The organism is Roseomonas sp. 18066 (assembly GCF_902706185.1).
Taxonomy (GTDB): Bacteria; Pseudomonadota; Alphaproteobacteria; order Acetobacterales; family Acetobacteraceae; genus Pseudoroseomonas.
The window spans coordinates 1-12014 of the sequence record NZ_CACSJM010000169.1 but is presented as its reverse complement, the minus strand read 5'-3'; the positions used below and the strand labels follow the sequence as shown (position 1 = coordinate 12014).

General features: G+C 73.0%; 10 protein-coding genes and 2 pseudogenes. 6 read left to right on the top strand and 6 right to left on the bottom strand.

What is annotated here, in order from left to right; translation table 11 throughout:
* Positions 1-33: 33 nt before the first annotated feature.
* The 4 genes and pseudogenes from GVN67_RS24835 to GVN67_RS24820 all read left to right on the top strand — a co-directional run.
* Positions 34-546: pseudogene (locus tag GVN67_RS24835) on the top strand (SURF1 family protein); the annotation flags it as partial.
* Positions 530-2011, top strand: a complete 1482-nt coding sequence (locus tag GVN67_RS24830) for a carboxypeptidase M32 (RefSeq protein WP_160000003.1) — start codon at positions 530-532, stop codon at positions 2009-2011. The pseudogene GVN67_RS24835 and the gene GVN67_RS24830, both read left to right, overlap by 17 nt.
* A gap of 118 nt (positions 2012-2129) precedes the next feature.
* Complete coding sequence (locus tag GVN67_RS24825) at positions 2130-3560, top strand: amidohydrolase (protein WP_160000002.1); 1431 nt, start codon at positions 2130-2132, stop codon at positions 3558-3560.
* Between the two features lie 32 nt (positions 3561-3592).
* On the top strand, positions 3593-5161 hold the full coding sequence (locus tag GVN67_RS24820) for an ABC transporter substrate-binding protein (protein ID WP_160000001.1): 1569 nt from the start codon (positions 3593-3595) through the stop codon (positions 5159-5161).
* A gap of 162 nt (positions 5162-5323) precedes the next feature.
* On the opposite strand, the gene lpxK is transcribed toward GVN67_RS24820, so the two are convergent.
* From lpxK to GVN67_RS24805, 3 genes are read right to left on the bottom strand one after another with little or no spacing between them, the layout of a single operon-like run.
* Complete coding sequence (gene lpxK / locus GVN67_RS24815) at positions 5324-6313, bottom strand: tetraacyldisaccharide 4'-kinase (RefSeq protein WP_160000000.1); 990 nt, start codon at positions 6311-6313, stop codon at positions 5324-5326.
* Positions 6314-6336: 23 nt separating this feature from the next.
* On the bottom strand, positions 6337-7644 hold the full coding sequence (locus GVN67_RS24810; RefSeq protein ID WP_159999999.1) for a 3-deoxy-D-manno-octulosonic acid transferase: 1308 nt from the start codon (positions 7642-7644) through the stop codon (positions 6337-6339).
* Complete coding sequence (locus GVN67_RS24805) at positions 7641-8348, bottom strand: lysophospholipid acyltransferase family protein (protein WP_159999998.1); 708 nt, start codon at positions 8346-8348, stop codon at positions 7641-7643. Before GVN67_RS24805 ends, GVN67_RS24810 begins: the two co-directional genes overlap by 4 nt.
* 145 nt (positions 8349-8493) lie before the next feature.
* Here GVN67_RS24805 and GVN67_RS24800 point away from each other — a divergent pair, with 145 nt between their 5' ends.
* Complete coding sequence (locus GVN67_RS24800) at positions 8494-9549, top strand: AbrB family transcriptional regulator (RefSeq protein ID WP_159999997.1); 1056 nt, start codon at positions 8494-8496, stop codon at positions 9547-9549.
* Here the strand turns inward: GVN67_RS24800 and GVN67_RS24795 are convergent.
* Positions 9546-10214, bottom strand: a complete 669-nt coding sequence (locus GVN67_RS24795; protein ID WP_159999996.1) for an NnrU family protein — start codon at positions 10212-10214, stop codon at positions 9546-9548. The two genes, GVN67_RS24800 and GVN67_RS24795, sit on opposite strands and share 4 nt — an antisense overlap.
* 73 nt (positions 10215-10287) lie before the next feature.
* Between GVN67_RS24795 and GVN67_RS24790 the strand changes: the two genes are divergently transcribed.
* Positions 10288-10797: a TetR/AcrR family transcriptional regulator gene (locus GVN67_RS24790; RefSeq protein WP_200845386.1), complete on the top strand. Its 510-nt coding sequence runs from the start codon at positions 10288-10290 to the stop codon at positions 10795-10797.
* A gap of 55 nt (positions 10798-10852) precedes the next feature.
* Here the strand turns inward: GVN67_RS24790 and GVN67_RS24785 are convergent, their stop codons facing one another.
* Together GVN67_RS24785 and rsfS are read right to left on the bottom strand one after the other, a co-directional pair.
* Positions 10853-11302 carry a 23S rRNA (pseudouridine(1915)-N(3))-methyltransferase RlmH gene (locus tag GVN67_RS24785; protein ID WP_160000005.1) on the bottom strand — a complete coding sequence of 150 codons (450 nt, stop codon included), beginning with the start codon at positions 11300-11302 and terminating at the stop codon, positions 10853-10855.
* Between the two features lie 191 nt (positions 11303-11493).
* Positions 11494-11928 (bottom strand): annotated as a pseudogene (gene rsfS / locus GVN67_RS30200) (ribosome silencing factor); the annotation flags it as partial.
* Positions 11929-12014 lie beyond the last annotated feature (86 nt).

The following is a 12014-nucleotide window of genomic DNA, read 5'->3' as shown; positions in this document are numbered from 1 at the left end:
GTATAAGAGACAGCCCCCACCCCCTGGACCAAGGTCTTTGCCCATGGCCGCTTCCGGCATGACCGGGAAGCGATGCTGGGGCTGGAGGTGCGCGGCGGGGTGCTCGGCGCGCAGCTGATGACGCCGTTGGAGCGCGAGGGCGCTGGTCCGCTGCTGGTGCTGCGCGGCTGGGTGCCGCTGGAGGGCGAGGCGCCCGTCGACCGCCCGGAAGGGACAGTCCGCGTCGAAGGCTATCTCCGCCCCGGCGAGCAGGCCGACGGCTTCTCCGCCCGCGACGACATCGGAAAAAAGCGCTTCTACACGATGGACCCGGCGGTGATCGGCCCCGCCATCGGCGCGCCGGGCCTGGCGCCTTTCGCCCTGGCCGCGCTCGGCGTGCCGCAGCGGGGCGTGCTGCCGATGCCGGCGGCGTCGCTGCCGCGGCCGGCCAACAACCACCTCGGCTATGTCATCACCTGGTACGGGCTGGCCCTGGCCGAGCTCGGCGTTTTTCTGACCTTCGCCCGCCGCCGCCTGAAGGAGCCCGATGATGAGCCCCGCCTATGACCGATTGAAGGCCCGCTTCGCCCGCATCGGCGCGCTGGGCGAGGCCCAGTCGATGCTGCATTGGGACGCCGCCGCGGTGATGCCGCCGGGTGGCGCCGCAGCCCGCGGCGAGCAGCTGGCGACGCTGGCCGGGCTCGCCCACCAGCTGATGACCGAGCCCGGCATGGCAGCCGACCTCGCCGAGGCCGAGGCGGGCGGCGGCTGGGAAGGCGCCAATCTGGAGCTGATGCGCCATGCCCAGGCGCGCGCCACCGCCTTGCCGGGCGACCTGGTCGAGGCCAGCAGCCGCGCCAATTCCGCCTGCGAGACCGTCTGGCGCGAGGCCCGCGCCAAGTCCGACTTCGCCCAGGTCCGTCCTTACCTGGAAGAGGTGGTCAGGCTGCAGCGGGAGACGGCGGCGGCGCTGTCGGCGGTGACCGGCCTGTCGCCCTATGACTCGCTGATGGAGGGCTACCAGCGCGGCATCGGCGCCGCCGATGTGGAGCCCATCTTCTCGGCCTATGAGACCTTCCTCGTTGAGGCCCTGCCGCGGGCGGAAGAGATCCAGGCCCGCCACCCGGCGCCGCGGGAGCCGGCTGGTCCCTTCGCCACGGCGACGCAGCAGGCGCTGTGCCGGGAGCTGGCCGGGCGGGTCGGGCTGGACTTCGCCCATGCCCGGCTGGATGAAAGCCTGCATCCTTTCTGCGGCGGCACGCCGTCGGATGTGCGCATCACCACCCGCTACACGGCCGACAGCTTCGCCGGCGCCCTGCTGGGGGTGCTGCACGAGACCGGCCACGCGATGTATGAGCGCGGCCTGCCGCTGGACTTCGCGCGCCAGCCGGTGGGCGAGGCGGCGGGGATGGCCGCGCATGAATCGCAGAGCCTGATCGTCGAGATGCAGGCCGCACGCTCCGACGCCTTCCTGGGCTATCTCGGCCGCAAGCTGCCGTCGGTCTTCGGCGAGGACCCCGCCTATGCGCCGGAGAATCTGGGCCGGCTGTGGCGCCGGGTGGAGCGCGGCTTCATCCGTGTCGATGCCGGCGAGATCAGCTACCCCGCCCATGTCATCCTGCGTTTCCGGCTGGAGCGGGCTCTGATCGGCGGCGATCTGTCGGTGGCCGAGCTGCCCGGCGCCTGGAACGAAGGTTTTTCCAGGTTGCTCGGCCGGGAAGTGCCGGATGATGCCCGGGGCTGCCTGCAGGACATCCACTGGCATGACGGCGCCTTCGGCTATTTTCCTTCGTATACGCTGGGCGCCATGGCCGCGGCGCAGCTGATGCAGGCGGTGCGGGCGGCGATCCCGGATGTCGATGCGGCGCTGGCCGAGGGCGATTTCGCCCCGATGATGGGCTGGCTGCGGGAGAAGGTGCACAGCCAGGGTTCGCGGCTGGGCTTCCAGGATCTGCTGTGCCACGCGACGGGCAAGCCCTTGGACCCGTCAGATTTCATGACGCACCTGACGGTGCGTTACCTGACTGACTGATCGCGGGGTCCGGGGGGATCGTATCCCCCCGGCGGGGGTCAGGGGGCAGCGCCCCCTGTTTTCTTGTTCTTCCGCCCGCCTATAACCCCGGAAACGCCGTTCCTGGGGGAACTCCGCCATGAAGAACACCGACGCCGTCTGGCGCCATGTCGAATCGCGCCGCGACCGCTACAACGCGCTCAGCGACACCGTCTGGGGTATGCCCGAGCTGAACTATGCCGAGCATCGTTCGGCCGCCGAGCATCGCGACCTGCTGGAGGCCGAGGGCTTCCGCGTGACCCAGGGCATCGCCGGCATCCCCACCGCCGTGATGGGCGAGGCGGGGGACGAGGGCCCGGTCATCGCCATCCTGGGCGAATACGATGCCCTGCCGGGCCTGAGCCAGGAGGCGGGCGTCGCCGAGCACCGCCCGATCGAGGCCGGCGGCCATGGCCATGGCTGCGGCCATAATCTGCTGGGTTCGGCCTCGCTGCTGGCGGCGGCGGCGGTGAAGGACTGGCTGGCCGAGCGGGGGCTGAAGGGCCGTGTCCGCTATTACGGCTGCCCGGCCGAGGAGGGTGGCTCGGCCAAGGGCTTCATGGTGCGGGATGGCGCCTTCGACGATGTCGACATCGCCATCTGCTGGCATCCGGCCGCCTTCTCCGGGGTGAACAAGCCGAAGTCGCTGGCCTGCATGGAGGTCGATTTTTCCTTCGTGGGCCGGTCGAGCCATGCCGCCGCCGCGCCGCATCTGGGCCGCTCGGCGCTGGACGCGGTCGAGCTGATGAATGTCGGCGTCAACTACATGCGCGAGCACATGCCGAGCCATGCCCGCATCCACTACGCCCTGCAGGATGCCGGCGGCATCGCGCCCAATGTCGTCCAGGGCCGCGCCCGCGTCCGCTACCTGGTGCGCTCGCTGACCATGGCCGAGGTGCTGGCCCTGCTGGAGCGCGTCAAGAAGATCGCCCAGGGCGCCAGCCTGATGACCGAGACGCAGGTGACCCACCGCGTGCTCAGCGCCGATGCCGAGCTGGTCGCCAACCCGCCGCTGGAGCAGGCGATGGAGGAGGCGTTTCTCCACCTCGGCGCGCCCGCCTTCGACGAGGCGGACAAGGACTTCGCCCGCGACATCCAGGCGACGCTGACGCCGGCCGAGATCGACGCCGCCTATCGCCGCGCGGGCCTCGCCCCGATCCCCGGCGAGGTCCTGGCCGAGCGGCTGGTGCCGCTCTCGGCGCCGGAGCCCGCCGGCATCGGCTCCACCGATGTCGGCACGGTCAGCTGGAAGGTGCCCACCGTGCAGGCGCGCGGCGCCACCTATGCCATCGGCACGCCGGGCCATAGCTGGCAGCTGGTCGCCCAGGGCAAGGCGCCCGCCGCGCATAAGGGCCTGGAGCATGTGGCCAAGGTGATGGCGGCCACCGCGGCCGCGGTCTTCGAGGACCCGGCCCTGCTGGCCCAGGCCCGCGCCGACCACGCCGCCCGCACCAAAGAGATGCCCGACGTCTTCCCGATCCCGAAAGACGTGCCGCCGCCGCTGGACATGGCCGGCAAGGCCGCGGCCTGATGTCCCACCTGCCCCCCCAGCGGAGCGCCCGCATGACCCCCCGTCTTTTCCTCGCCGCCCTGGCCGGGCTTGCCCTGGCCGCGCCGGCTCTCGCCGATGACCTGCGCATCGGCCTCTCGGCGCCGGTCACCTCGATCGACCCGCATTTCGCCAATGCGGCGCCGAACTCGGCCTTCGCCCGCCACATCTTCGACCCGCTGGTGGTGCGCGGCCCCGACGGCCGGCCGATGCCCAACCTGGCGCTGTCCTGGACCGCGGTGGAAGAGAACCTCTGGGAGTTCAAGCTGCGCCCCGGCGTCACCTGGCACGATGGAAAACCCTTCACCGCCGACGACGTCATCTTCAGCTACAACCGCGCCCCCAGCGTGCCGAACAGCCCGGCCAGCTTCGGCGGCGCGCTGCGCACCGTGACCAAGGTCGAGGCGGTCGACCCGCTGACCTTGCGCATCACCACCTCGGCGCCGACGCCCAACCTGCCGATCGACCTGACCGCCATCGCCATCGTCTCCCGCCACGCCGGCGAGGGGGCGACGACGGCCGACTACAATTCCGGCAAGGCCGCCATCGGCACCGGCCCCTTCCGCCTGCTCAGCTACACCTCCGGCTCCTCGATCGAGGTCGAGCGCAACCCGGCCTGGTGGGGCCCGAAGCAGGACTGGGACAAGGTCACCTTCCGCATCATCCCCAACCCCGGCGCCCGCACCGCCGCACTCCTGTCGGGCGATGTCGAGCTGATCGCGGCGCCCTCGTCGTCGGACCTGCCGCGGCTGCGCGCCGACCAGAATGTCCGCATCTTCGAGCGCCAGGGCTCCCGCGCCCTGTTCCTCTCGCCGGATTTCAGCCGGGAAGGGGCCTCGCCCTTCATCGCCGACAATGACGGCAAGCCGCTCGCGACCAACCCGATGCGCGACCTGCGCGTCCGCCAGGCGCTGTCGCTGGCCATCGGCCGCCAGGCCCTGGCCGAGCGCGTCCAGCAGGGCATGGCCGAGGCCACCGGCCAATGGATGCCGCCCGGCTCCTTCGGCTACAACCCGGCGGTGGGCGTCCCCCCGCAGGACCTGGCCCGCGCCCGCAGCCTGCTGGCCGAGGCCGGCTTCCCCAGCGGCTTCCGCCTGACGCTCCACGCCAGCAACGACCGCTACCCCTCCGACGGCCAGACCGCCCAGGCGGTCGCCCAGATGTGGAGCCGCATCGGCGTCGCGACCACCGTCGAGACCCTGCCCTTCGCCACCTACCTGACCCGGCTGGCCAAGCAGGAATACTCCATCGTGCAGAACAGCTGGGGCAGCTCCACCGGCGAGGCCGGCAGCGTGCTGCTGAACATCGTCCACAGCTTCGACGCGCCGCGGCGCCTGGGCTCCAGCAACGACACCCGCTACGTCAACCCGGAGCTCGACCGGGCGATCGAGGAAGCGCTGTCCACCATGGACCCGGCCGAGCGCGAGCGGCGCATCGCGGCGGCGGTGAAGGCCTCGGTCGACGACCTGGCCCTGATTCCGATGATCCTGTTCAAGGCCGCCTGGGCCGCCCGCCGGCCGCTCACCTACGAGCCGCGCATGGATGAGCAGACGCTGGTCATGGGGATCAAGCGCGAGCGGTAAGCCATGGCAGCCGGCCGTCAGGCCGGCTGAGGCCGCGAAGGCGGCCCGCGCCCTGTGGCGCGGAAGCCAAGCCCGCGGAGCGGGCGCCGGCGTTTGAGGCAAAGAAAAAGCCCGGGGGAAGGAATTCCCCCGGACCCCCATCTTCTTTCTGTTCAATAAAACTCAGGCCGGAACGGGCACCCGCTGCGCCAAGGGGTCGAGCAACGACTCAATCGCCGTCGGCTCTTCCCACTCCAGCTTCACCGTCAGGACCGTCACCCGGCTGCGGAAGGCGGGCGGGATGCGGACGTAGTCCTTGGTGGTCGTCACCGGGATGGCGCGCAACGCCTCGGCCTGCTCCAGCAGGTCGCGCAGGTCGCTGGCATCGAAGGGGTAATGGTCGGCATAGGCCATGCGCCCGGCCAGCACCGCGCCGGCCGATTGCAGGCTGGCGAAGAACTTGCGCGGATTGCCGATGCCGCAGAAAGCGAAGACCGGCTGGCCCGCCAGCAGCTCCGCCTCCGGCCCCGGCACCTGGCGCGCGCGCAGCACCGGCAGCCCGGGCGGCAGCATCGCCAGCGCCCCGGTCTCGTCCTCGCCGATCAGCACCGCGGCGCGGCAGCGGGCGGCGGCCGCGGCCACCGGCTCGCGCAGCGGCCCCGACGGGATGATCCGCCCGTTGCCGAAGCCGAAATTGCCGTCGACCACCAGCAGCGACAGGTCCTTGACCAGCCCCGGATTCTGCAGCCCGTCATCCATGATGATGGCCTGGGCATTGGCGGCCACCGCCGCCTTGCCGCCGGCGGCGCGGTCGCCCGCCACCCAGGTCGGGCGGGTGGCGGCCAGCAGCAGCGCCTCGTCCCCCACCGCCTGGCTGTCATGCTGCACGGGGTCGACCATCACCGGCCCCTTCAGCTTGCCGCCATAGCCGCGGGTCAGGAAATGCGTGGCCACCCCGCGGTTCGACAGCCGCTGCCCGAGATCGAGCGCGACCACGGTCTTGCCGGAGCCGCCGGCGGTCGCATTGCCGCAACAGATCACCGGCACCGGCGCCTGCCAGCCCGGCTTTGCCACCCGCCGCGCGGTGGCGGCGGCGTAGATCGCGGCGATGGGGGACAGAAGCAGGGGCGCAATTCCCCCGCTGCCCCCGCTCCAGAAGTCGGGTGCGCGCATCCGGCTGAGACCTGTCCTCTCTCTTAAGCCTCGCGGAGGGCCGGCGCAGCGCCGGTGCCGAGAGGCAGCATGTCCAGGATCGCGGAGGCCAGTTTCCCCGGCAGGTGGGAGGCATCCTCGGCGACCGTCGCCGCCGCCCGGGCCATGGCCTGGGCGCGACCGCTATCAGATAGCACGTCCGCGGCCGCCTCGGCCAGCGTGGCGCCGTCATGCACCCGGCGCGCCCCTCCGGCGGCGATCAGCGCCTCGGTCAGCTCGCGCACATGCTCGGTATGCGGGCCGATCAGGATCGGGCAGCCCAGCCGCGCCGCCTCCAGCGGATTGTGCCCGCCCTTCGGCACCAGGCTGGCGCCGACGAAGGCGACGCCGGACAGCCGCAGGAACAGCCCGATCTCGCCCAGCGTGTCGGCGAGATACAGGTCGCAATCCGGCCCCGGCAGCCCGCCGGCGCTGCGCTGGACCAGCTTGCCGAAGGGTGCTGCCAGCGCCATCACCTCGGCCGCCCGCGCCGGGTGGCGCAGCGCGATGATGGTCAGCAGGTCGGGGAAGCGGGCGCGCAGTGTCCGATGCGCCTCCAGCACCGCCGGCTCCTCGCCCTGATGCGTGCTGGCGCCGAAGAAGACCGGGCGGTCGCCGATCAGCGCGCGCAGCCGGGCGAGCTCGGCGGGGTCGGCCGGCGGCGGCTCGGCGGCGGCCTTCAGCTGGCCCCAGAACACCGCGCCGGCAGCCCCCAGCGCCTTCAGGCGGGCGACATCGTCCAGGCTCTGCGCGACCACCAGCCGGAAGCGCGACAGCATCTCCCGCGCCAGCCCCGGCGCCCAGCGCCACATCCGCGCCGAGCGCGGCGAGATCCGCGCATTGATCAGCGCCGCCGGCACCCCGCGCCGGGCCAGGGCGGCGGAGATGTTCGGCCACAGCTCGCTCTCGACGAAGACCGCGCCATCCGGCCGCCAGCCATCGAGGAAGGCCTCGGCCCAGCGCGGCACGTCGAGCGGGGCGAAGCGATGGATCACCCGCGGCGCCAGCGCCTCCGGCAGGCGCTGCGCCAGCATGGTGGCGGCGGTGACGGTGCCGGTGGTGACCAGCAGGTGCAGCGCCGGCGCCCGCTCCAGCAGCGCCCGCATCAGCGGCAGCAGGGACAGGGTCTCGCCGACGCTGGCGCCATGCAGCCACAGCAGGGCTCCGGCCGGGCGCTCGGCGTCCAGGCCACGGCGCTCGGCCAGGCGCTCCGGCACTTCCTTGCCGCGGCGGGCGCGCAGCTGCAGCCAATGCGGCAGCAGCGGCGCCAGCCCGGCCCCCAGCAGCCCGGTGGCGCGGCCGAGCAGGCTCACGGGCGTGACGCCTTGGCCGGCGGGCTGGCGACCCAGGCATCGGCGGCGTCGCAGGCGGCGGTCAGCGCCGCCTCGATCGCCGGCAGGGCGCCGGCGGCATCCTCGCGCGGCACGGTGATGGCGGGGCCGCAGACCAGCACGCCGCGGCCGAAGGGCAGCGGCAGCATCATGCGGTCCCAGCTGGGCAGCAGGCGGTGGCGGCTGGTGGCGGCGGCCGTCGGCACGATCGGGGTGCCGGCCAGCACCGCCATCTGCGCCACGCCCTCGGCCGCCTTGCGGCGCGGGCCGCGCGGGCCGTCGGGGGTGATGATCACCGGGCTGCCGTCCTTCAGCACCCGCAGCAGGCCGCGCAGCCCGGCGGCGCCGCCGCGCGAGGTCGAGCCATGCACCATCACCAGGCGGAAGCGGGCCACCACCTCGCCGATGAAGCGGCCGTCGCGATGCTGCGACACCAGCACATGCGGCTGCCAGCCGGCCATGCCGGGGAATTGCCGGTGCGCCAGGGTCCAGAGCATCGGCATCATCGGCAGCCGCTCATGCCAGAAGGCGATGATCATCGGCCGGTTCGCCTCGGCGAAGGGCGCCAGGTGCTCGGCGCCCAGGACCGACCAGCGCGAGGTCCGATAGCAGAAGCCAAGATAGGCGCTGAGCAGCCGGGCCAGGAGGATCTGGGTCCGGGGATGGCGGATCAGCTTGCGGAGCATGGGGCGTCGCGGTTGGTCACGATTGCCGCCCGTAGCACAGCTCTGGCCGGGGCGGAAATTAACGGCAACACAGGTCCAATCCACGCCGGTCGTTTGTGCATTGCAGCACGTTGTCATCGCCGGGCAGGCGGCTAGGCTGGCGGCGATGCGAATCCCCGCCTTCGCGCCCCGCCTCCTGTGGTCCCACCTGCTGTGCCTGGCTTTGTCCGGCCTGGGCGGCGCGCTGTTCTTCACGCTGGGCACGCCGCTGCCCTGGCTGCTGGGCGGCATGCTGTTCGTGGCGATCGGCCAGCTGGCCGGGCTGAAGCTGGCGGCGTGGCGGCCGGCGCGCAACCTCGGCATGCTGGTGATCGGCGCGGCGCTGGGGCTGTTCTTCACCCCCGAGGCCGCCGGCCACCTGGCGCAGCGCGCGCCGCTGGTGGTGGGCGCCGCGCTGGCCACCCTGGCGCTGGGGGTGCTGCTGTCGCCGCTGCTGGCGCGGCTCGGGCGGCTGGACCGGCCGTCGGCGCTGTTCGGCTCGATCCCCGGCGGCGTCGCCGAGATGAGCGTGCTGGGCGAATCCTACGGCGCCAAGCCGATCGCGGTGGCCATCATCCAGCTGCTGCGCGTGGTCGGCGTGGTGGTGCTGGTGCCCAGCGCCTTCGCGGCCCTCGGCGTCGCCGGCCATATCCCCTCCGCCGCCCTGGCGCGGCCGCTGGAGCCCTTGGGCTTCCTGGCGCTGATCGTCGCCTCGGTGCTGGGCACCTGGCTGCTGATCCGGCTGCAGGTGCGCAATGCCTGGCTGCTGGGCGGGCTGTTCGTCAGCCTGGGGCTGACCGCCACCGGCCATGCGGTGACCGGCATCCCCGGCTGGGTCACCGCCATCGCCCAGGTGGCGATGGGGGCGCAGCTGGGCGCGCAGTTCGAGCGCGCGGCGCTGCTGGGCAGCGGCCGGCTGCTGGGGGCGGCGGTGCTGCATGTGCTGCTGCTGACCGGGCTTTGCGCGCTGCTCGGCGCGCTGCTGGCGCAGTTCACCAGCATCGACCTGGCGACCATGGTGCTGGCCACCGCCCCCGGGGGCGTGGCCGAGATGTCGCTGACCGCCAAGATCCTGCTGCTGGACGTGCCGGTGGTGGTGGCCTTCCACCTGGTGCGCATCGCCATGACGGCGATGCTGATGCAGCCCTTCAGCGTGCTGCTGCGCCGCTGGGGCTACCTCTAGACCAGCGGGCTGCCGAAGAGCGCGCCATGCCCGGCCAGCAGCGCCAGCCACAGCGCGAGGGCGAGCAGCGGCGTCAGCCAGCCGATCTCGGCCGGGCGGAAGGGGGCGCGGCCGGCCAGGATGGCGGCGAAGGGCAGGATGGCGCTGCCGGCGGCCATCGCCTGCCAGGCCGCCGGGTCGCGCCGTGCCAGCTTGGCGTCGATCGAGGGCATCCCCGCCAGCGACACCAGGCCCAGGCTGCCGAAGAACAGCAGCCCGGCCAGGTCGCCGCGCGCCTGCAGGTGCAGCGCCGCCCAGAGCGCGAAGGACCACAGCATCGGATGGCGGGTGACGCGCTGCAGCCCGCGCGGGCCGGCGGCCATGGCGCGCTCGCCGCCGACCGCGGTGGGGTTGGGCTTGATCAGGGCGCCGGCGAAGAGCAGCAGCGCGGGCAGCATGCCGGCGATGGCCAGGCCCCGGGCCCAGCCGGGCGGCGCCCAGAGCGGCACCCAGGGGGCGGCGCGCCAGGCCAGGATCAGCGCCGCCAGGCTCAGCACCGAGAGCGCGGAGAACAGGCCGCGGAAGGCCTTCTCGCCGAGGCGGCCGGCGACGGGGGCGCGCAGCGGGCCGGCCAGCAGCAGGTGCAGCGCGAGCCAGGCCAGGGCGGCGATGGTGAGCAGAAACATGGGGGACTCCCTTGCCGGGGCGGCGGCGGCGGGGTGATGTTGGCAGTGACAACATGCGGGAGCGATGTGGGCAGTGTCAACTTCGAAGGAGGCCTACCACCATGGCGAGCTGCGGCCGGCGCTGCTGGCCGCGGCCGAGGCGCTGCTGGTGGCGGAGGGCCCGGCCGGGTTGTCGCTGCGTGCCGTGGCGCGGGGGGCGGGGGTGTCGCACAACGCGCCCTACCGGCATTTCGCCAGCCGGGAGGCGCTGCTGGCCGCGCTCGCCGCCGAGGGGTTTTCCCGGTTGGCCGCGGCGCTGCGCGCGGCGCCGGGGCTGGCCGGGCAGGGGCGGGCTTATCTCGATTTCGCCGCCGCGCATCCGGCGCTGTACCGGCTGATGTTCGGGGCGGAGCTGCGGGCCGGGTCGCATCCGGCGCTGAAGCTGGCGGCGGGCGAGGCTTTCTCGGTGTTGTCCGGCGTGGCGGCGGACCGTGCCGGGGCCCTGGCGGCCTGGGCTTTGGTGCATGGCATCGCCGGCCTGCGCGCCGACGGCCACTGGCCCGCGGATGTTGTCCTGGATTCGGTGCTGACCCGCGTGACCTGATCAGAACAGAAAAAAGATGGGGGCCCGGGGGAATTCCTTCCCCCGGCCTTTCTTTCTACGGCCGCCAGCCGCGGTGATAGGGATGGTTGGCCCTGATCGCCTGGGCCCGGTAGAGCTGCTCGGCGAGCATCCCCCGCACCAGGAAGTGGGGCCAGGTCATCGGCCCCAGCGACAGCCGCTGATCCGCCCGTGCCTGCACGGCAGGATCGAGCCCTTCCGCGCCGCCGATGACGAAGGCCAGCGTCTTCCCCGTCTCTTCCCAGCGCGTCAGCAGCGCCGCGAGCGCTTCGCTGTCCGGCATATGCCCGCCGAGATCCATCGCGACCACCAGGGCGCCGGCGGGCAGGGCGGCGAGCAGGGCCTCGCCTTCCCGCCGCCGCACTTCGGCCGGCGCGCCGCGCCCCTCGGCGATTTCCTTGACGCCGAGGGGCGGGCGCAGCCGCGCATTGTGCTGGGCGAAGAGATCCGCCTCCGGACCGGGCTTGATCCGGCCGACGGCGACCAGGAGCGGCGCGCGGCTCAGCCGCGGCCCTCCTCGCTGTCTTCCTCGTCCATGCCGCCATCGAGGGCGTCGCCGTCGAGGTCGTCGCCGACCTCCTCATCCTCGTCCGCGCCATCATCGGCGTAGTCGGCCGCGGTCAGCGAGGGCAGGGGGGCGTCGTCGTCGAGGGTGTCGTCCTCGCCGGGGGGCGGGCTGTCGGGGCCCCACATCTTCTCCAGCCGGTAGTTGGCACGGGCCTCCGGCTTGAACAGATGCACGATCAGGTCGCCGGCATCGAGCAGCACCCAGTCGGGCGAGGTCTCGGTGCGGATGCGGCGGATGCCGTGCTCGCCCAGGACCTTGTCCAGATGCGCGGCCATCGCCTGGATCTGGCGGTCGGCCAGGCCGGTGGCGACGACCATGCGGTCGGCGAAGGAGGAGCGGCTGGCGATGTCGAGCACCACCACGTCCTCGGCCTTGTCGTCCTCCAGGCTGGCAACGGTGGCCTTCACCAGCAGCTCGATCTGGTCGGGGGCGAGCTTGGCGCGCTGCGGCACCTTGCGCGGCTTGCGCGTCGCGGCGGGCTTCTCCGCGGCCTTGCTGGCGGGCTTGGCCGGCTTGGCGACGGGCTTGCCGGCGGCCGGGTTCACCGTGGCGCCCTTGCGCAGCGGCGGCCGGGCGCTGGCCGGGCTGGCCTTGGCCGCGGCGGGCTTGCGGGTGGCGGGGGCGCTGCGCG